The sequence below is a fragment of the Streptomyces sp. NPDC096132 genome, assembly GCF_044763345.1.
Taxonomy (GTDB): Bacteria; Actinomycetota; Actinomycetes; order Streptomycetales; family Streptomycetaceae; genus Streptomyces.
The window spans coordinates 203,671-222,244 of record NZ_JBIWGA010000014.1 but is presented as its reverse complement, the minus strand read 5'-3'; the positions used below and the strand labels follow the sequence as shown (position 1 = coordinate 222,244).

Genomic DNA, 18,574 nt, shown 5'->3' with positions numbered 1-18,574 from the left:
GGTTCAGCCGATCTGCGCGTTCTTGGAGACGGTCACCTGGTCGATGTCGGAGGTCCGCACGGTCACGGCGATCTTCCATTCGCCGGCCATGGGGATCTGCACTCCGGAGGCCGCCCAGTGGCCGGTGGTGATGTGGTCGGGGACGACGGGCAGCGGCCCGATGTCCTTGGCTTCGAGGGTGAAGGCGACCTTGACCTCGGGGACGTCGAAGCCACGGCCGTTGGGCCTGGTCACATAGACGTGCATCTCGTTGGCGCCGGCGCGGGCCGGGTCGAGGTCGACGCTGACGACGCCCTTGCCGTCGGTCCCGCCGGTGTCGAAGGACATGTCCAGGGTCAGGGCACCCGAGGTGGAGTCCGATGAGGAGTCCGAGGACGACGAGGACGAAGAGGACGAGGCGGCCTTGGCGGCCTCCAGCTCCGTACGGCCGGGCTCGGTCGAGGTGAGCGAGGTCGTGACGGCGAGGAGCACGACGGCGACGCCGGCCTCGGCGAGCACCGAGCGACGCAGGCCGAAGCGGTTCGGGTCGCCGTCCCGCAGCCGCTTCTCGCGGGTGGCGTCCACGGCGGCCCGCTGCCGGGCGAGCTGGGCGGCACGCTGGGAGTCAGCGGCGCCCGCGGCGGCGGTCACATGCTCCTTGGCCGGCTGCTTCTGCTCGGCCTGTTCTTCGGTGACGGTGGTGTCGGCCAGCCGCGCGGTCCATCGCCGGGAGATCCAGGCGATGCCGACGAGCAGGGCCACCAGACCGATCTTGACGAGGAGCAGTTGGCCGTAGCGGGTCTCGGTGAAGGCGGACCAGGAGCCGAGCTGGCGCCAGGACTGGTAGACGCCGGTCGCGATCAGGGCGATGACGCTGCCGAAGGCGACCTGCGAGAAGCGGTGGACCGCGGTGGCCTCGACGGGCCGGTCCGCGGGCGCCCGGTAGAGGGCGACGAGGAGCGCGGCGAGCCCGCCCAGCCAGGCGGCGACCGCCAGCAGATGGAGGACGTCGACGGGCATCGCGATGCCCGGCTGCAGCCCGGTCGAGGCGTGCTCGGCCATCGCCCAGCTCGCGGCGAGCCCGGCGGCCACGACGGTCCCGCCGACGGCGAGCCCGAACCTCAGGTCCCGCTTCTCCTCGTCCTCCCGCTTGTCATAGGCCCCGAAGAGCACGGCGATGAACAGCGCGGCCGCGGCGAGCAGGAGCAGCCGGGAGACGAGCGCCGCGCCCGTCTTGGTCTGCAGGACCTCTCCGAGCAGCTCCAGGTCGAAGATGTCGCCGAGCTTCCCGGAGCTGGTGTAGGAGCCGCGCAGGAGCAGCAGGAACAGGGTGGCGGCGGTCATCGCGAGCCAGCCGGAGACCACCAGCCGCTGCAGCGCCCGAACCCCGGTGCCGCGCTGCCAGCAGGCCAGCACGAAGGCCGCCCCGCCCGCCATCACGATGAACCCGGCGTACGACACATAGCGGCCGAAGCCGTAGAGCCCGCCGACGATCCCGCCGCCGGCCGCCTGGTCGGACACCGAGACGCTGGTCTTGGAGGGGGAGCCGATGGAGAAGGTGTAGGCGCCGGCGACCGGATGGCTGTCGGCGGACACCACCTGGTAGGTCACGGTGTACGTGCCGTCGGGCAGCCCCGAGTGCACCTTCACCGCGTACGAGGTGCCGCTGGTGTGGGACGGCTTGCCGCTGTCGACGCGGGTGCCCTTGGGGTCGAGGACGCGCAGCGAGTCGTCGTTCAGCGAGACGGTCTCGGAGAAGGTCAGCGTCACCTGGGTGGGCGCCTTGTCGACCACCACCCCCTGCGCGGGGTCGCTGCCGGTCAGCGCGGCGTGCGCGGAGGCCGGTCCGGCACCGGCGAGCAGTGCGCCGGTGACCGCCAGGAACAGCAGCACGAGCATCCGGACGCGGGGGGCGATGGTCTGCGTCAAGGTGGTCCCTCCCTCAGTGGCCGGTCTTCGGGTTGTACGTGGCGGACTTCACCGGGATCTCGACCTCGACCGGGCCGGACTCGGCGAAGCGCAGTTCGACGGTCACCGTCTCGCCCTGCACCGGCTTGCTCTTCAGCTTCTCGAACATCAGGTGGTTCCCGCCGCTCTTGAACACGAGTTGACCGTGCGCGGGCACATCGAGGGAGGTGACCTCCTCCATCGAGGACCCGACGGTCTCGTGCAGCGTGACGCTGCCGGCGGTGGCACTGGTGACGGAGGTGAGCTCGTCCTTCGCGCCGCCCTTGTTGACGACGGTGAGGAAGCCCGCGGCCATGGTGTCCGAGACCGGCTGCGGTATGTAGGCGGACTCGACGGACAGCTCAGCCTTGTCGTCGGAGCCGGAGCCCCCGCCGCAGCCCGTCAGGAGGAGCGCACCGGTGATTACGGCGGCGCTCGCGGCGAGGTGCCTCACGGGTTCTGCCCCTTGACGATCTTGGGCAGGTCCTTGATGTAGTCGTCGACCGTGGCGTCCTCGCCGTACAGCAGGTAGCCGCCGTCGGTCTTCGGGGAGAAGGCGATGACCTGGGTGCCGTGGGTGGAGACGATCTTGCCGTTCTTGTCCTTGTGCGGTGCCTCGACGGAGATGCCGACGGTGCGGGCGGCGGCCTGGATCGTGGCGAACTTGCCGGTGAGGCCGACGACCTGGGGGTCGATCCCCTTGAGCCACTTGCCGAGCGCGGCCGGGGTGTCCCGGTCCGGGTCGGTGGTGACGAACACCACGCGCAGCTCGTCCTGGTCGGCCTTGGACAACTGCTTCTTGGCGACGGCGATGTTGTTCATCGTCAGCGGGCAGACGTCCGGGCAGTTGGTGTAGCCGAAGTAGAGCAGCGTGGGGTGGCCCTCGGTCTCCTTGCGGAGGTCGTACGACTTGCCCTGGGTGTCGGTGAGGACCAGGTCCGGCTTGGTGAAGGGCTGGTCGAGCACGGTCGCGGCCTGCTGCTTGCCGTTCTCCTCGGAGACGGCGGCGACGGAGCTGCCGGCGCTGTCCTCGCTGCCGCACGCGGAGAGGGTGAGGGTGGCGGCGGCGAGTAGCGCGGCCGCGGCGAACGTCTTCTTGCGCATAGAGAAATGTCCCAGATGTGTGAACTCCGGCGTGCACCGGGGTCGTGCCTCCGTGCGGGTGCACGGGCCCCGGTGCGCGCGGCGATGGAGCGGGGTGGGTCAGGCGTCGGACGTCGTCCGGCGGCGGCCGGCGAGCACGCCGTACGCCACTCCGGCGGCACCGACGACAATGCCGACCAGGCCGAGGACGCGGGCGGTGGTGTCACTGCCGTCGGAGGAGTCGGAGGCCGCCTCGGTCGTCGCGGCGGCGGCCTCTGCCTCGTCGGAGGACTCGTCGGAGGCCTCCTCGGCGGTCGTGCCGCCGTGGTGGTCGCCCTCGGAGGCTTCGGTCAGGGCGAGCACGGGCGCCGGGTTCTCCGGCTCCTCCGCGCCGTCCTCCTGCACCTCGATCCAGCGCACGACCTCCTTGTTGGAGTACGTCTGGACCGCCTTGAAGACGAGTTCCTCGGCGTCGTCGGGCAGCGCGCCGACGGACACCGGGAACTTCTGGAAGTAGCCGGGCTCGATGCCCTTGCCGGTCGCGGTCCACGTGATCTTGGAGACGGCCTCGGTGATCTGCTGGCCGTGCACCTCGAGGGGCTTGTCGAGCTTGGCCTTGGTGACCTGGATCTTCCAGCCGTTGATCGGCTCCGGCATCGCGGAGGACAGCGGGTGGTCGGTGGGGAAGTTGACCTCGAGCTTGGTGGTCGAGGCGTTGTCGCGCTCGTTGGGGACCTTGAAGTCGACGACCGCGTAACCGCCCTTGGCGGCAGTGCCCTCCGCCTGGACGGAGACGTGCGCGAGGGCGGGCGAGGACAGGGCGAGGACGGTGATGCCGGCGACGGCGGTGGCGGCGGCGAGACGGGAAGCCTTCATGAAACGAGCACTCCACTCCGAGTGAGGTCTGACGCGGGGAGGCGTGCGCCCCGGTGCCGGAAGGGACCGGCGGGACATACGCACGCGCGCGTGCCGCACGACAGCGGCCACCCCTCCCACGGAGTGCTGGTCGTGTCGCGTCAGGCAGCGAGGACGAGTGCGGACGCGGCCGGCGGGCCGCGTCTGATCACCGTGTGCTGGAGTGCGGTGGTACGGGGTCCCGGAGGCGCGCGGAAGGCGGTGAGCGCGGCGCGCGGGCCCGCTTCCGGCGTGGCCGGCAGCCCCGCGAGGAGGGCACGCACCAGAGCGAGCGCCCCGCGCAGGGACCGTACGAGCGCCCCCTCGGCGACGCCGTGCGCCGACAGGTGGATCAGCCGCCGCAGAGCCGAGTCACCGCGCCGCAGCAGCCAGCCCGCGGCGAGGGCCGCGAGGAGGTGACCGAGCAGCATCGGCAGGGACGGCAGCAGGGACATCGACGCGTCGGCGGTGCTCAGGGCGTCCGCCGGGTGGTGCATGGAACCCATGCCGCTCATGCCGCTCATGTCCGTGGCGTCGGTCGCGCTGTAGAGCCGCGCGTCGACGAGGAGCTTGCGGGCCTGGGCGGGACTGATCGCCGCCGCCGTCGCCCCGCAGACCAGCCGGGCCGCCCGGGCGACGAGCGCCGCGTCGGACGCGGACATCGCGGTGGCCGCGCCGGACGCGGAAGCGGTGTGCTGCCCGAGCCCGAACAGCGTGTGCAGCACGGTCTGTCCGACGGCGAGCAGCGCCACGACGCCCGGCAGCGAACGCTCACGCCCGGCGAGCGGCAGCACGACCGCGAGGGCGCCCAGGAACCCGGCGCCCAGGGTCCACAGCGGAACCGTGGCACAGGAGGCCATCGAGTGCCCCGCCGCGGCCAGCACGACGCAGACCGCGGTGAACACCGCGGCCCGCAGCAGTCGGACCTCGCGTCCGAAGCGCGCGCCGGAGCGCTCGCTTCGGGGGCGCGCCGCGCGCTGGTGGGGGGCAGTCATGGCGGGCTCATCATCGCACTGGCCTTACCGCCGCCATACGGCAGGTCCACAAGATGCGGTACGGCGACCTACGATGCGGAAGATCACCTTCTGTGACGACTGGTACGACTGATACCGCCTGAGCCGCACATACACCGATTCCGGTCGTCCGCGCATCCCCCATATGGGCGGCATCACGCGGAATTCGCGCTTACATACGCGCGCGGGCGGCAATACGTATCGGTATGTCGAGCCGCGGCCAGGAGGCTGGAGCATGAGCATCTGGTGGTCACTCCATCTGCGGCGCGAAGCCGCGAGCGTTCCGCTCGCCCGCCGTCTGCTGCTCGGCACCATGGAGACGGCCGGGGTCGATCCCGACGTCAGTTACGACCTGTCCGTCGCCCTGAGCGAGGCATGTGCCAACGCCGTCGAGCACGGCGGGGACACCGCGCGCGGAGGCTCCTCGGAGGCGTACCGGGTCACCGCCTACCTCGACGGCGAGAAGTGTCGTATCGAGGTCGCCGACTCGGGCCCCGGATTCACCGCCGAACGCCCCGCCCCCACACCGGTGCGCACGAGCACCGACGCGGAGCAGGGCCGGGGCCTCTTCCTCATCCAGGAGCTCGCCGACCACGTCCACATCGGCAACACGCCGGGCCGCGGCGGGGCGGTGGTCAGCTTCGACAAGATCCTGAAGTGGCGCAAGGACGCCCCGCTGATGGCCGTGTGACCGTCCTTCGGGCGGATGCGTGACGGCCGTTCAGATCGGCTGAGCCGTAAGCCACTTCAGGTTCCTCAGCACTCACAGGTTCCTCTCAGCGTTCTTCCAGCCCGTTGATGGTCTGCGTTCCTAATTTCCTGGTCATGACGGGAAACCACAAAGACACCACCATCACCCGGCGCCGCGCCCTCGCGGTGACGGGCGGCACGGTCGCGGCCGGCGGACTCGCCGTCGCGGGCTACCAGTCGGCCTTCGCCGACACCACCACGGACACCGAGGCGACCGCGGACGCCACCGCGACCAGCAGCGAGTGCATGACGCTGATGACCAGCGTCACGGAAGGGCCCTACTACCTCGACGGTGCCTTGGTGCGCAAGGACATCACCGAAGGCAAGAGCGGCGTACCGCTGACCCTGCGTCTGACCGTCGTCGACGCCACCGACGGCTGCACCCCGGTCAAGGGCGCCGCCGTCGAGATCTGGCACTGCGACGCCTGGGGCTACTACTCCGGCTACACCACCGCCAACCCCGGCGGCTCGGCCCCCGCCGAGAGCGAGGACGGCTCCACCGCCAACGACAACACCTACCTGCGCGGTTACCAGATCGCCAACGCCAACGGGGTCGTCAAGTTCGAGACGATCTTCCCCGGCTGGTACACCCCGCGCACCTGCCACATCCACGTCAAGGTGCACACCGGCGGCGAGAAGGAGGACGGCACCTACGAGGGCGGCAAGGTCAACTACACCGGTCAGTTCTTCTTCGACGACGCGATCGCCGAGGAGATCTTCACCCTGGAGCCCTACTCCCAGCACTCCGGCAGCTACACCACCCTCGACAACGACATGGTCTACGACGGCGGCGGCGCCTCCAGCGGCCTGCTGACCCTCGAGGCCGTCCACAAGAAGGACCCCTCCAAGGGCTACAAGGGCTTCCTCACCCTCGGCATCGACCCGGACGCCGAGAGCACCGGCGCGGGCAGCGGCAGCGGTGGCGGCGACGGCGGCACTCCGCCGGGCGACGCCCCGACGGGTACCCCGCCGAGCGACGCCCCCACCGACTCCGCCACCACGTCCTCGTAAGGCGGGGTCATGACCAGCCGTGAGGACGACGTGCTCGCGCAGGCCGCCGTGGCCGCGCTGACCGGTCAGCTGGCCCTGGCCCCCAAGCCGGGCCTGCCCGACCCCCGTGACCTGGACGCCCGTGTCACCCGCAGGGACCACTGCGGGCTGCGCTGGTCGGCCAAGGCGCTCGCACCAGGCCTTGCGGCGATGGCCGCCGCCGCTCGCCGCACCGGCGAACCCACGCCCCGGCTCCGTGCCGAGCTCGGCGCGATCGGACGGTGCACCGAACACTCGGTGGGCCTGGCCGGTGGTGGACACCGGGGTGCCCTGTGGACGCTGGGCCTGCTGGTCGCGGCGGCCGCGCTCAACCCGCGGGCACGGGGCGCCGAGGTCGCCCAGACCGCCAAGCGGATCGCCGCGCACCCCGACCGGGGCGCCCCTCGGCGGCCGTCACGCGGTTCGACGGTCTCGGCGAAGTACGGCGCGGCAGGCGCCAGGGGCGAGGCACGCGCCGGGTTCCCTCATGTACGGCGGGCGCTGGACGCCCTGGCCAAGGCACGCTCCGCCGGCGCGGGCGAGGCCGAGGCACAGCTGGACGCCCTGCTCACCGTGATGTCCACCCTCCAGGACTCCGAACTCCTGTACACCGCGGGGCCCTTGGGCCTGCGGCACGTCCAGGCGGGCGCCCGCGGCGTCCTGGAGGCGGGCGGCGCGGCGACGGAGGCGGGCCGCGAGGCGCTCTCCGCCCTCGACGCCGACCTGCATACGCGCGCGTGGAGCCCACGCGGCAGCGCGGGCCTGCTGGCGGGCGCGCTGTTCGTGGACTCCCTGCCGGTCAGTTCACTGGTACGGGCCGCCTGACCCCCTCGGGCGCACGGCCGGCGGCCGCCCCGCGCGCCGCCGGCCCCATCGCGTACGACGCCGCCACCATCACCGCGCCCAGCAGCAGCCAGCCGGGCGTGCCCCACTCCACCAGCAACCAGGTCAGCACGAGCGGGCCCAGGGTGCGGGCCACCGTGACGCCCGTGCCGAACAGGCCCTGGTACTCGCCGACGCGGTCGGCCGGGGCCAGGTCGAAGGAGAGCTGCCAGGAACCCGCCGACTGCCCCATCTCCGCGATCACCTGCAGCACGGCCCCCACCACCAGCACACCCGCCGCCACCCACGCCGACGCCCCCGCGGACAACGCGAACACGGCGCACGCGGCGCACATCACCCACCCCGCACGCCGCACCGCCCGCGTGGCACTGTCGAGCCCGGTCACCCCACGCGCCGCCCGTACCTGGAACACCGTCACCACGGCCGTGTTCAGCACGAACAGCGCGGACACCAGCCAGGCCGGCGCCCCGGTCCGCTCGGTGATCCACAGCGGCAGTACGAGACTCAGCAGCGGCATGCGCAGCAACAGCACGGTGTTGAGCAGCGCCACGACCGCGTACGGCCGGTCGCGCAGCACCCCGAGGCCGCTCCCGCGCGGACGGACCACGACCGGTGCCACCCGGGGCAACCCCGCAAGCAGCAGCGCGCACACCAGGAAACTCACCGCGTCCACCACGAACACCGCGGCGTACGCCTCCCGCGTCCCGGCGTGCAGGGCGAGCCCTCCGAGCCCCGCGCCCACCGCGAGCCCGGCGTTCAGCGTCGACTGCAGACGCGCGAGCAGCCCCGTGCGCTCCCCGGCGGGCACGAGTCCCGCCAGCAGCGCCTGCCGCGCCGCCGCGAGCCCCGACTGCGCGGCCGCGTACCCGCACGCCACCAGCACGAACGGCACGAACCCGCGGACGACCGTGAAGGCCGCCACCGCGAGCCCGGTCGCCAGCGCCAGCAGCACCGCCGTCCCGCGCGCCCCGCGCCGGTCCGCGAGCCGCCCCAGCGGCACCCCGGCCAGCGAGCCGACCGCCCACCCCACGGTCAGCCCGAGCCCCACGCGCGCCGGCGCGAGGCCGACGACCTGGGTGAAGTACAGGGCCGACGTCGTGTAGTAGGCGCCGTCCCCGACCGAGTTGCTCAACTGGGCGAGCGCGAGCAGGCGTCCCGGGGGAGTCTTGGTCATACCCTCGACGCTAGAGGGGCATTGGACCGCCGGGCAGCACCAATCGAACGCCGTAAGACTGGTCCAATCAGCTTTCGTCCAGCACCTTCGCCAACGCCTCCAGCGCTTCCGGGTACGCCCGCTCGCGCGGTGTCCCGTAGCCGACGACCAGCCCCTGCGGACGCCCGGTCGCGGGCCCGTGCCAGTGCTCCCCGAGCCGTCCGACCGCCAGCCCCTCAGCCTCCGCGCGCGCCAGCACCTCCGCCTCGTCGCCGACCTCCACCAGAGCGTGCAGCCCGGCCGCGATCCCGCGTACGCCCCGGCGGCTGCCCAGCCGGTCCAGCAGCAGGTCGCGGCGGCGCCGGTAGCGCAGCCGGCACGCGCGCACGTGACGGTCGTAGGCGTGGCTGTCGATCAGCTCGGTGAGGGCCAGCTGGCCGATGGACTCGGTGTGGTGGTCGCTGTGCAGCTTGGCGTCGGCGACGGCGTCGACCAGCTGCGGCGGCAGCACCATCCAGCCGAGCCGCAGCGCGGGGCCGAGGGTCTTGGAGGCGGTGCCCAGATACACCACCTGCCCCGGGGCCATCCCCTGGAGCGCGCCGACGGGCTGCCGGTCGTAGCGGAACTCCCCGTCGTAGTCGTCCTCGACGATCAGCCCCTCGCGCGCGCGTGCCCAGTCCGTCAGCGCCCGCCGCCGCTCCGGGTGCAGGGTGACGCCGGTCGGGTACTGGTGCGCGGGCGTGACCACCACGGCCCGCGCGCCCCCCAGCTCCGCGACGCGCACCCCCTGCTCGTCGACGCCGACGGGCACGACGCTCCCGCCGTTGTGCCGCACCACCTCCCGGTGGAACGGCAGCCCCGGGTCCTCCATCGCGATCTCGGCACCGTCCAGGACGCGCGTGAGCAGCGCCAGCCCCTGCACATACCCGGAGGTGATCACGATCCGCTCCGGCGGCGCGACCACACCCCGCGCCCGCGCCAGATACCCCGACAGCGCCGTGCGCAGCTCGATACGGCCGCGCGGATCGCCGTAGTCGTACGCCAGGGAGGGCGCCGTCGCGATGGCGCGGCGCAGCGCCCGCAGCCAGGCCGCCGCCGGGAACGCGCCGACGTCCGGGCTGCCCGGCCGCAGATCGAAACGGGGCTCACGCGCGTGTGCGACGGCCTCCGGCGGTTCGGCGCCGGCCGCGGGCAGCGAGGCGACCCGGGTCCCGGACCCCTGCCGGGCGGTGAGATACCCCTCGGCGACGAGCTGGTCGTAGGCCGCCTTGACGGTGTTCCGCGAGATGCCGATCTCGTCCGCGAGCCGTCGCGTCGCGGGCAGCCGGTCCCCGGGCGCCAGCCGCCCGTCCCGTACGGCGTCCCGCAGAGCCCGTTCCAGCCCGGCCCGACGCCCTTCCACAGGGTCGGCGTCCAAATGCAGGTCCACAGCAGTTCCCCCCTGGGCGCGGGGAACTGTGCGATCAGCCCCCACAGCCCGCAGACCGCAGCGCGGCCGGGCACCTGACTGGTACCCGGCCGTCGGTTCCGACGTCAGCCCTTCAGCGAAGCCATCCAGCTCTCGACCTCGTCCGACCGCCTGGGCAGCCCGGCGGACAGATTCCGGTTGCCGTCCTCCGTCACCAGGATGTCGTCCTCGATCCGCACGCCGATGCCCCGGTACTCCTCGGGCACGGTCAGGTCGTCGGCCTGGAAGTACAGCCCGGGCTCGACGGTCAGCACCATGCCCGGCTCCAGCGTGCCGTCGACGTACGACTCCACGCGCGCGGCGGCGCAGTCGTGCACGTCCATGCCGAGCATGTGCCCGGTGCCGTGCAGCGTCCAGCGGCGCTGCAGACCCAGCTCCAGCACCCGCTCCACCGGACCCTCGACCAGCCCCCACTCGACGAGCTTCTCGGCGAGCACGCGCTGCGCCGCGTCGTGGAAGTCGCGGTACTTGCCGCCCGGCTTGACGGCCGCGATACCGGCCTCCTGGGCCTCGTACACGGCGTCGTAGATCTTCTTCTGGATCTCGGTGTACCGGCCGCCGATCGGCAGCGTGCGCGTGACGTCCGCGGTGTAGTACGTGTGCGTCTCGACGCCCGCGTCCAGCAGGAGCAGGTCGCCGGAGCGGACCGGGCCGTCGTTGCGCACCCAGTGCAGCGTGCAGGCGTGCGGACCGGCGGCGGCGATCGTGCCGTACCCGATGTCGTTGCCCTCCACCCGCGCGCGGAGGAAGAACGTGCCCTCGATGTAGCGCTCGCTCGTCGCCTCGGCCCTGTCGAGGACCTTCACCACGTCCTCGAAGCCGCGCACGGTCGAGTCGACGGCCTTCTGCAGCTCGCCGATCTCGAAGGCGTCCTTGACCAGCCGGGCCTCGGAGAGGAACACCCGCAGCTCCTCGTCGCGCTCGCCGGTGACCTTGTCGGTCAGCGCCTCCTCGATGCCGGCGTCGTACCCGCGCACGACCCGCACCGGGCCCGTGGCCTCGCGCAGCCGGTCGGCGAGCTCGCGCACGTCGGAGGCCGGGATGCCGTACAGCTTCTGCGCCTCGGTGAGGGAGTGCCGGCGGCCGACCCACAGCTCGCCCTGGCCGGAGAGCCAGAACTCGCCGTTCTCGCGGTCGGAGCGCGGCAGGAGGTAGATCGTCGCCTCGTGGCCCTCGCCCTGGGGCTCCAGGACCAGGACGCCGTCCTCGGTCTGGTTGCCGGTGAGGTAGGCGTACTCGACGGACGCGCGGAAGGGGTAGTCCGTGTCGTTCGAGCGGGTCTTCAGATGGCCCGCGGGGATCACCAGGCGCTCGCCCGGGAAGCGCGCGGAGAGCGCGGCGCGGCGGGCGGCGGTCTCGGCGGCCTGGGCGATCGGCTCCAGGTCACGCAGCTCCGTGTCGGCCCAGCCGGACTTCATGTTCTCGGCCAGCTCGTCGGACACGCCCGGGTACAGGCCGTTCTTGCGCTGCTTGATCGGCTCCTCGGACTCAGTCTCCGGGCCCGCTGCGTCAGCAGCAGAATCGGGCACGGCCGGGGTGAGCTCGTCGGCCACGGTCATCCTCCTCGATACGGCACTGGACCCCCTCCATCGTACGGTCGTACGTAAGGGGGCCCAGGAGGGAAGGTCCTGTCACCGCGATTCACTCGAAGCGTGCCGCGAGCAGCACCACGTCCTCCTCGCTGTCCCGTTCGGCCGCCCCGTCCGGCAGGACCGTGCGCAGCATGTGATCGGCGACCGCGCCGGGGTCGTGGCGCACCGCTTTCGGCACCCCGGAGGCGGCCGCGTGCAGCCGGGCGAAGGCGCGGTCGACGGGATCGCCGGTGCGGTGCAGCAGCCCGTCGGTGTAGAGCAGAACCGTCTCGCCGGGCTCCGGCTCCAGTTCCACGCTCGGCGCCTCCCAGCAGGCCAGCATGCCCAGCGGCGCCGAGACGGAGGTCTCCACGAACTCCGTGCGCCGCTCTCCCAGCAGCAGCGGCGGGCAGTGCCCGGCGCCGGCCAGGGTGATCTTGCGCAGCGCGGGCTCGCAGTAGGCGAACAGGGCGGTCGCGGACCGCGCGGGCTCGGTCAGCCGCAGCAGCAGCTCCAGGTCGGACAGCACGGCGACCGGGTCCTCGCCCTCCATCACGGCGTACGCCCGCAGGGAGGCGCGCAGCCTTCCCATCGCGGCGATCGCGCTCGGCCCCGACCCGGTGACCGACCCGACCGCGAGGCCCAGGGCCGCGTCCGGCAGCGGCAGCGCGTCGTACCAGTCGCCGCCCCCGCGCGGGCCGGTACGGTGCCGGGCCGCGAGCTGGACGCCGGGCACCCTGGGCAGCCGGGAGGGCAGCAGTTCCTCGGCCATCGTCGCCATGGACGCGCGGGTGCGCTCGACCTCGAGGAGCCGGGCCAGGTGCTCGGCGGCGGTGCGGACGTACAGGCCGACCAGGTGCCGCTGGCGCTCGCCGGGTTCGGCGGGCTCGTCGTAGAGCCAGACGGCCGCTCCGACGCGGCCCTCGGCGCCCTCGGCGACCAGGGGCAGGGCGTAGCTGGCGGCGTAGCCCAGGCGGGCGGCGACCTCGCGGTGACGGGGGTCGAGACCGTCCTCGGCGAACAGGTCCGGTTCGGCGATCTCGCCCTCGCCGCCGGGCAGCCCGTCGAGGATCCGGCCGTAGGAGATGGCGCTGCGCGGCACGGTCTCGATGTGCCCGAGATCCGCGCGGCCGAGGCCCAGGCCGATCGTGCTGTCGGGACCGAGGCCGTTGGCCGGCTCCAGGACGACGAGACCGCGCCGGGCGCCCACGAGGGCGGCTCCGGCGCGCAGCAGTTCGGTCAGGGCGTCGGGAAGGGTGTCCGTGCGGGCCAGGCGTTCGGTCAGTTCGTGCAGGGTCGTGAGGTCCGAGACCCAGCCTGCGAGCCGGTCCGTCAGCAGGGCTCCCGGGCCGGAGGGGGCCGCGGCGGCCGGTGGGGCGCCCGGGGATGCGGGCACGGGCGCGACAGTGTGTGCGGGCGAGGGAACCGTTGAATCGATTCCAGCCACTTTCGGAGCGTGAGGGGCGTTCATGGCGCCCGGCTCTCGGACCGGAGCGTATTGCTCAAAAGCATCGCAAACCCCCATGTCAATCTGCGCCGCTAGCAGTGTCTCCACATCTACACGCACTCGTAAGGGGATGTCCAGCATTGTCCTGCTGGGATTACTGGTGTCCATGGGGCCTTTGGGGGGAATCAGGCATGCCTCTTCCGGCCCTCTTGTGGAATAGCAAAATTGGCTTAAAACTGACTCGGGTTACGGTTGTTTGCGGTCGACTGGGCTTGCTCGACGGAGCGTCACAGCGGTCGTGATGGGTACGTACTCGGTAAGGACCAGGGGTCGTCGGGAGCCACCCGGAACCTGGTGACCGATCCGGGCGTCATAGCCACCGACGACCGTGCCCCATCCTCCCGTGGCGGAGGCGGAGAGAAATACCGCAGGCGGCAAAACGCCAGACTTCGCCACCCCACGCCACGCCCGGCCTTTTGATGGACGCAAGTCGGCGGAGTGGCCGCGGAAGCGGTCGGCGCTCCGCCCCAGGGGTTCCCCTTGTCGCTGACAGGGGTGTGATGCGCCAACAGGTACGCACAGTGAAGTGATCGACACATGGTGTGATGTGGCCCCCACGGTGTTGCCAGCGGTGCAACGGAAAGGAACGAGCGCTCATGCGCGAGATCCTCGCAAGGCGACGCAGGCTCCTGTCCCAGCGCAGCGACAAGGGGTCTGAGTTGATCGACTCGGCCCTGACCTTCGCGACGGAATGGCAGTGGCCCGTTCTCCCGGGTGTGACGGCGGACCAGCGGAGCACGTCCCGCTGCGGCTGCCCCGACCCGGAGTGCGCGATGCCCGGCGCTCATCCCTTCGACCCCGGCCTCCTCGCGGCCACCACCGATGCCCGCATGGTGCGCTGGTGGTGGACCAACCGGCCGGCCGCGCCGATCGTCCTGGCCACCGGGGGTACGGCCCCCTGTGCCGTCAGCCTCCCCGCCCTCGCGGCGTCCCGCGCGCTCGTGGCGCTGGACCGGCAGGGCATGCGGCTCGGCCCGGTCGTCGCCTCGCCCACCCGCTGGGCGATCCTCGTACGGCCGTACTCCATGGAGCAGCTGGGCGAGCTGCTGTACGCCAAGGACTTCGTCCCCGGCTCCCTGCGCTTCCACGGCGAGGGTGGCTACCTCGCCCTGCCCCCGTCCGAGACCGGCCGCGGCGACATCTGGTGGGAACGCGCCCCGCTGCCCGGCTCGGCCTCCCCCTGGGTGCCCGATGTCGAGGCCGTGGTGGACGCCGTCGTCGAGGCCCTCACTCGTACGGGTGTGAGCGCGCCCGAGTTGTAGGGGTGTCGGGCGCGCGCAGACCGGGACGCCCGCGTTCGCCCCTTATCTTCCGCAGTATGCAGCTTCCTTCTGGGGAGCGACCCCCAGACTCCCGATGGATCCGTCTCCTCGCCCTCGGCGGAGCCGTGGCCGGCGCGCTCGTCCTGCCCCTGGCCATGGCGTCCGCGGGGCCGGTCGGGGACGAAGGACGATCGGTCGTGCGCTCCCTCACGTCCTCCGACGACGGTACGGATCCGAAGGCGCCCTCCGCCGTGCCGTCCCCCACGTCCCTGCTGCTCGGCCTCGGCCTGGCCACCGCCGCCCGCTGCGGCCCCGAGCTGAGCTCCCCCGAGGGCGTCGAGGCACAGACCTGCGTACTGGCCCAGGGCGAGGACACCTGGGCGCGCAGCTACTACCGCAACGCCACAGGACGCGCCCTGGACGCCGTCCTGAGCCTCATGGGGCCCGGGGGGCGCACGGTGCAGATGCGTTGCGCCGTGGGCGCCGAGGACGAGCCGGACACCTGTGAGACGCCCCGTGAACGGACGCGGGAGGCACTGGACGCGTACACCGCGATCGCCGAGTTCTCGGGGGCGGTCGGCGAGGGGCCGCTGCTGCTGCGCTCCGGCAGCAACTCCACTACAGGCGAAGGCAGTTGACGCACGGCCCGGGTCTGCCCAGGTCGGCCGGGCATGGAAAGACCCGGTTGCTGGCGACGGGGGATGCACCAGCAACCGGGCTATTGGAACGGTAACAAGAGATCGGCTCCAGGCAAATTCGATCTCTTGTTTTCATCGGGCTTTCGGACACCCGCTGATCGGCGTTTTCTGGCGCCGACTCGCCTTGCGGGCGCGGGAGTTGTGAGCGGAGTCACGCCTTCCGCCCGCTCGGTCCGGCTGACCGACCGGCCAGCCGGATCCCTGTGCGGCGGCCGTGCCTCAGCTGAGCGTCACCTGGCGGTTGGTGAGCCCGCCGCGGGCGCGACGCTCTTCCGGGGTGAGCGGGGCGTCCGACGTCAGGGCGGCCGCGAGACGCTCCGCGAACTCGGCGGCCGGCTTCTCCACGTCGTCCGCCGAGACCCCGCTCGGCAGGTCCCAGACCGGCACTGTCAGGCCGTGCGCCCGGAACGAGCCCACCAGACGCGTGCCCTCACCGAGGCTGGAGCGGCCCGCCGCGTGCAGCCGCGCGAGAGCGTCCAGAAGCCGCTCCTCCGGGTGCGGCATGACCCACCGCAGATGGTTCTTGTCCGGCGTCTCGCACCAGTACGCGGCGTCCACACCGGTCAGCTTCACGGTCGGGATCGCCGCCGCGTTGGCGCGCTCCAGGGAGGCGGCCACCTCCGGCGTGGCGTTCTCCGGGTCCGGAACCCAGAACTCGAAACCGTCGTGCACAACTGGCTCGAACACGCCTTCGGCGTCGAGCAGATCCTGCATCCGCGGACCGTCCGCGGGGGCACGCCGGGCCTGCACCGGAGTACCCGGCTCCGCCTCCAGGGCCCGCTGGAGCGTGTCCGCCAGGTCACGGCTGATGTCGCCGGACGGCGTGTCGTTCTGCAGGCCGAGCAGCACCGAGCCGTCGTCGCGGCGCAGGGCGGGCCAGGCCATCGGCAGGACCGTGGCGAGCGTGACCGAGGGGACGCCCTCCGGCAGACCGTCCTTCAGCGTCAGCGCGACGGTCGCGGCCGGCACCAGCTCGCGCAGCGCCACCCAGTCGCACTCACCCGGCAGGCCCTCGAAGGGACGCTGCACCAGCTCGGTCGAGGCATGCGCGGCGGCCCGGCCGTGGCAGGCCTTGTAGCGGCGGCCGCTGCCGCAGGGGCAGGGCTCACGGGCGCCTACGACCGGGACCTCGCCGTCGGTGAGCTGCGGCCGGCCGGCCTTCGTCTGGGGTCGCTTCTTGGCCATCTGGGTGTCTCCCGGTTACGGCTCGTCTGGTACGGGCGGGAGCCTAGCCGTTCGTACCCGCGACCACGGGAACCTGTGGACAACGCGGCGGTTGTGGACAACGTCCGGCGGACGGTGGCACGTTCCGGCGGTCCTGTTCGCAACGTGCGTCCTGGTACGTGTCGGCGGCGTCCAGGCCGTGTCGTCGAACGGGTCCGTGTCGGTGCGTGCGAGTCGTCTCGTCGGACGTGCCGGCGAGTCCGAACCGTCGGACGTGCCGGCGAGTCCGAACCGTCGGCCGTGGCGGCGAGTCCGAACCGTCGGCCGTGGCGGCGAGTCCGAACCGTCGGACGTGTCGGCGAGTCCGAACCGTCGGCCGTGGCGGCGAGTCCGAACCGTCGGCCGTGTCGGCGAGTCCGAACCGTCGGCCGTGGCGGCGAGTCCGAACCGTCGGCCGTGGCGGCGAGTCCGAACCGTCGGCCGTGGCGGCGAGTCCGAACCGTCGAGCGACTCGGCTAGTCCAAGTCGTCGAACGCGTCGGTGAAGTCCAGCCCCGGCATCGACGCCACCGAGGGGGCGGCGACCCGCGAGGCGAAGTCGTCGCGCCGACAGCCGGCGTCGGGGTCGTACACGTCCGCGTGGACCAGGACCCACACCGTGACCTCACCGCGGGCGTCGTCCCGGACGCCCCAGTCGTCGGAGAGGGCCGTGATGATGTTCAGCCCGCGGCCGCCGTGCGCGGTGACCGAAGGGGTGGCCGGTGACGGGCGGGTCGGACCGCCGCCGTCGGTCACCTCGACGACCAGCCGGCCGCCCGGATCGACCCGCCACGCGGCACGGACGTCGCCGTCCCCGGCGAAGGCGTCACCCAGGGGCCTGCCGTGTTTGCACGCGTTGCTCAAAAGTTCGGAAAGGATCAGTACGGCATCGTCAATGACCGTTTCCGACACCCCGCCCCTGCGCAGTTGCTCGCGCATGCGGTGTCTCGCCTCCCCCACGCCCGCAGGGCCATGGGGTACGGCCATGCTCGACGACGTGGGCACCTCCTGTGCCACCACCAACGCCACCCCCGAGACCTCCTTCGCCCCACGCCACGGTGTGGATGCCCCATTGGCCTGTACCGGAAACCGGCCAATCCATGTCCTCAGACGCATTCGCAACGATCGAATACGGAGCGAACGCGCCGGAGCACTCCCCGTGAGCACATGGCTGAATTTCGTCGGAGTGGCCGATTTGGAGGATGCGGGAGGGTTGGCGTGGGGTCAAGGGGACGTGAGGTATGTGTGAGGTGTGTGTGATCTGTGGGGCGGAATTTGCGGTGAATTATGGGGTGATCCGGCGAAGTGATCCACAAGTGCGGTGCGGGATGTCAACGGCCCAGTCGGCGCAGCACCGCGCGCGGGCGGTTGGTGATGATCGCGTCGACCCCCAGCTCGACACAGAGGTCCACGTCGTCCGGCTCGTTCACCGTCCACACGTGCACCTGGTGGCCGGCCTGCTTCAGGCGCTCGACGTAGACGGGATGGTTGCGCACGATCCGGATCGAGGGGCCCGCGATCCCCACCCCCACCGGCAACCGCCCGTCGCGCAGCCGGGGTGAGACGAACTGCGTCAGATAGACCGTCGGCAGGGTCGGCGACGCCGCACGCACGCGATGCAGCGAGCGCGCCGAGAAGCTCATGATCCGCACCGGCGACTCGGCCGCCGAGACCGGCGCGTCCAGCCCGAACCGCTTCAGGAGCAGCATCAACCGCTCCTCCACCTGCCCGGCCCAGCGCGTCGGATGCTTGGTCTCGATGGCCATCTCCACCCGGCGCCCCGCGTCGGAGACCAGCTCCAGCAGTCGCTCCAGGGTCAGGACGGACGTCTCCTCGCGGTCCTCCGGCCGGACCTCCCAGTCCGGGTCCTCCACGCGCGCGTGCCAGGCCTCGCGCGCCTCCTTCGTCTTCCAGGAGCCGAAGTCCAGCGCCGCGAGATCGGCGAGCTCCAGGGCGGAGACGGCACCGCGGCCGTTGGACGTACGGTTGACACGTCGGTCGTGCACGCAGACGAGATGTCCGTCCGCGGTCAGCCGTACATCGCACTCGAGGGCGTCGGCACCGTCCTCGATCGCCTTCTTGTACGCGGCCAGGGTGTGCTCGGGGGCCTCCTCGGAGGCTCCGCGGTGAGCGACGACTTGAATGTGGTGCTGCCGTACGTGGGTCACCGCGTCA

Annotated in this window: 17 protein-coding genes; 5 read left to right on the top strand and 12 right to left on the bottom strand. The window is 72.1% G+C overall.

The window, feature by feature from the left end; translation table 11 throughout:
* Nucleotides 1-3: 3 nt before the first annotated feature.
* The 5 genes from ACIRF9_RS30925 to ACIRF9_RS30905 form a co-directional block, all read right to left on the bottom strand.
* The gene (locus ACIRF9_RS30925; RefSeq protein ID WP_403828662.1) at nucleotides 4-1,908 is read right to left on the bottom strand and encodes a copper resistance CopC/CopD family protein; all 1,905 of its coding nucleotides are present in this window, start codon (nucleotides 1,906-1,908) and stop codon (nucleotides 4-6) included.
* A gap of 13 nt (nucleotides 1,909-1,921) precedes the next feature.
* A complete protein-coding gene (locus ACIRF9_RS30920) occupies nucleotides 1,922-2,380 on the bottom strand; it encodes a copper chaperone PCu(A)C (RefSeq protein ID WP_403828661.1) in 459 nt (152 codons plus the stop codon).
* Entirely contained in the window at nucleotides 2,377-3,030 is a 654-nt protein-coding gene (locus ACIRF9_RS30915) for an SCO family protein (RefSeq protein WP_403828660.1), read from the bottom strand. The genes ACIRF9_RS30920 and ACIRF9_RS30915 overlap by 4 nt, the downstream gene beginning before the upstream one ends.
* A 99-nt stretch (nucleotides 3,031-3,129) precedes the next feature.
* Entirely contained in the window at nucleotides 3,130-3,885 is a 756-nt protein-coding gene (locus tag ACIRF9_RS30910) for a YcnI family protein (RefSeq protein WP_403828658.1), read from the bottom strand.
* Nucleotides 3,886-4,025: 140 nt separating this feature from the next.
* The gene (locus ACIRF9_RS30905) at nucleotides 4,026-4,898 is read right to left on the bottom strand and encodes a hypothetical protein (RefSeq protein WP_403828656.1); all 873 of its coding nucleotides are present in this window, start codon (nucleotides 4,896-4,898) and stop codon (nucleotides 4,026-4,028) included.
* 253 nt (nucleotides 4,899-5,151) lie between these two features.
* On the opposite strand from ACIRF9_RS30905, the gene ACIRF9_RS30900 reads away from it, so the two are divergent.
* From ACIRF9_RS30900 to ACIRF9_RS30890, 3 genes are all read left to right on the top strand, one after another.
* On the top strand, nucleotides 5,152-5,607 hold the full coding sequence (locus tag ACIRF9_RS30900; protein WP_403828654.1) for an ATP-binding protein: 456 nt from the start codon (nucleotides 5,152-5,154) through the stop codon (nucleotides 5,605-5,607).
* 134 nt (nucleotides 5,608-5,741) lie between these two features.
* A complete protein-coding gene (locus ACIRF9_RS30895; protein ID WP_403828652.1) occupies nucleotides 5,742-6,677 on the top strand; it encodes an intradiol ring-cleavage dioxygenase in 936 nt (311 codons plus the stop codon).
* A gap of 9 nt (nucleotides 6,678-6,686) precedes the next feature.
* Entirely contained in the window at nucleotides 6,687-7,520 is an 834-nt protein-coding gene (locus ACIRF9_RS30890) for a triphosphoribosyl-dephospho-CoA synthase (RefSeq protein WP_403828650.1), read from the top strand.
* Here the strand turns inward: ACIRF9_RS30890 and ACIRF9_RS30885 are convergent.
* The 4 genes from ACIRF9_RS30885 to ACIRF9_RS30870 form a co-directional block, all read right to left on the bottom strand.
* Nucleotides 7,495-8,712 carry an MFS transporter gene (locus ACIRF9_RS30885; RefSeq protein WP_403828648.1) on the bottom strand — a complete coding sequence of 406 codons (1,218 nt, stop codon included), beginning with the start codon at nucleotides 8,710-8,712 and terminating at the stop codon, nucleotides 7,495-7,497. The genes ACIRF9_RS30890 and ACIRF9_RS30885 overlap by 26 nt on opposite strands.
* A 67-nt stretch (nucleotides 8,713-8,779) precedes the next feature.
* Complete coding sequence (locus ACIRF9_RS30880; RefSeq protein WP_403828646.1) at nucleotides 8,780-10,120, bottom strand: PLP-dependent aminotransferase family protein; 1,341 nt, start codon at nucleotides 10,118-10,120, stop codon at nucleotides 8,780-8,782.
* A 104-nt stretch (nucleotides 10,121-10,224) separates the two neighbouring features.
* Nucleotides 10,225-11,718 carry an aminopeptidase P family protein gene (locus tag ACIRF9_RS30875; RefSeq protein WP_403828644.1) on the bottom strand — a complete coding sequence of 498 codons (1,494 nt, stop codon included), beginning with the start codon at nucleotides 11,716-11,718 and terminating at the stop codon, nucleotides 10,225-10,227.
* 82 nt (nucleotides 11,719-11,800) lie between these two features.
* On the bottom strand, nucleotides 11,801-13,318 hold the full coding sequence (locus ACIRF9_RS30870) for a PP2C family protein-serine/threonine phosphatase (RefSeq protein ID WP_403828795.1): 1,518 nt from the start codon (nucleotides 13,316-13,318) through the stop codon (nucleotides 11,801-11,803).
* 515 nt (nucleotides 13,319-13,833) lie between these two features.
* On the opposite strand from ACIRF9_RS30870, the gene ACIRF9_RS30865 reads away from it, so the two are divergent.
* Both ACIRF9_RS30865 and ACIRF9_RS30860 read left to right on the top strand, forming a co-directional pair.
* The gene (locus ACIRF9_RS30865; protein ID WP_403828642.1) at nucleotides 13,834-14,499 is read left to right on the top strand and encodes a bifunctional DNA primase/polymerase; all 666 of its coding nucleotides are present in this window, start codon (nucleotides 13,834-13,836) and stop codon (nucleotides 14,497-14,499) included.
* 56 nt (nucleotides 14,500-14,555) lie between these two features.
* Nucleotides 14,556-15,137: a hypothetical protein gene (locus ACIRF9_RS30860; protein ID WP_403828640.1), complete on the top strand. Its 582-nt coding sequence runs from the start codon at nucleotides 14,556-14,558 to the stop codon at nucleotides 15,135-15,137.
* Nucleotides 15,138-15,416: 279 nt separating this feature from the next.
* Here the strand turns inward: ACIRF9_RS30860 and ACIRF9_RS30855 are convergent, their stop codons facing one another.
* The 3 genes from ACIRF9_RS30855 to ACIRF9_RS30845 form a co-directional block, all read right to left on the bottom strand.
* Nucleotides 15,417-16,382 (bottom strand): DUF5926 family protein, encoded by a 966-nt coding sequence (locus tag ACIRF9_RS30855; RefSeq protein WP_403828639.1) that lies wholly within the window; start codon nucleotides 16,380-16,382, stop codon nucleotides 15,417-15,419.
* Between the two features lie 494 nt (nucleotides 16,383-16,876).
* The gene (locus tag ACIRF9_RS30850) at nucleotides 16,877-17,515 is read right to left on the bottom strand and encodes an ATP-binding protein (protein WP_403828638.1); all 639 of its coding nucleotides are present in this window, start codon (nucleotides 17,513-17,515) and stop codon (nucleotides 16,877-16,879) included.
* A 215-nt stretch (nucleotides 17,516-17,730) separates the two neighbouring features.
* Complete coding sequence (locus ACIRF9_RS30845; RefSeq protein WP_403828636.1) at nucleotides 17,731-18,567, bottom strand: glycerophosphodiester phosphodiesterase; 837 nt, start codon at nucleotides 18,565-18,567, stop codon at nucleotides 17,731-17,733.
* Between the last annotated feature and the right edge of the window lie 7 nt (nucleotides 18,568-18,574).

Excerpts from the sequence above, each read along its gene's own strand:
- ACIRF9_RS30915 (WP_403828660.1), bottom strand. The coding sequence starts at position 3,030 with ATGCGCAAGAAGACGTTCGCCGCGGCCGCGCTACTCGCCGCCGCCACC.
- ACIRF9_RS30910 (WP_403828658.1), bottom strand. The coding sequence starts at position 3,885 with ATGAAGGCTTCCCGTCTCGCCGCCGCCACCGCCGTCGCCGGCATCACC.
- ACIRF9_RS30905 (WP_403828656.1), bottom strand. The coding sequence starts at position 4,898 with ATGACTGCCCCCCACCAGCGCGCGGCGCGCCCCCGAAGCGAGCGCTCC.
- ACIRF9_RS30900 (WP_403828654.1), top strand. The coding sequence starts at position 5,152 with ATGAGCATCTGGTGGTCACTCCATCTGCGGCGCGAAGCCGCGAGCGTT.
- ACIRF9_RS30895 (WP_403828652.1), top strand. The coding sequence starts at position 5,742 with ATGACGGGAAACCACAAAGACACCACCATCACCCGGCGCCGCGCCCTC.
- ACIRF9_RS30890 (WP_403828650.1), top strand. The coding sequence starts at position 6,687 with ATGACCAGCCGTGAGGACGACGTGCTCGCGCAGGCCGCCGTGGCCGCG.
- ACIRF9_RS30885 (WP_403828648.1), bottom strand. The coding sequence starts at position 8,712 with ATGACCAAGACTCCCCCGGGACGCCTGCTCGCGCTCGCCCAGTTGAGC.
- ACIRF9_RS30875 (WP_403828644.1), bottom strand. The coding sequence starts at position 11,718 with ATGACCGTGGCCGACGAGCTCACCCCGGCCGTGCCCGATTCTGCTGCT.
- ACIRF9_RS30870 (WP_403828795.1), bottom strand. The coding sequence starts at position 13,318 with ATGCTGGACATCCCCTTACGAGTGCGTGTAGATGTGGAGACACTGCTA.
- ACIRF9_RS30865 (WP_403828642.1), top strand. The coding sequence starts at position 13,834 with ATGCGCGAGATCCTCGCAAGGCGACGCAGGCTCCTGTCCCAGCGCAGC.
- ACIRF9_RS30860 (WP_403828640.1), top strand. The coding sequence starts at position 14,556 with ATGCAGCTTCCTTCTGGGGAGCGACCCCCAGACTCCCGATGGATCCGT.
- ACIRF9_RS30855 (WP_403828639.1), bottom strand. The coding sequence starts at position 16,382 with ATGGCCAAGAAGCGACCCCAGACGAAGGCCGGCCGGCCGCAGCTCACC.
- ACIRF9_RS30850 (WP_403828638.1), bottom strand. The coding sequence starts at position 17,515 with ATGCGTCTGAGGACATGGATTGGCCGGTTTCCGGTACAGGCCAATGGG.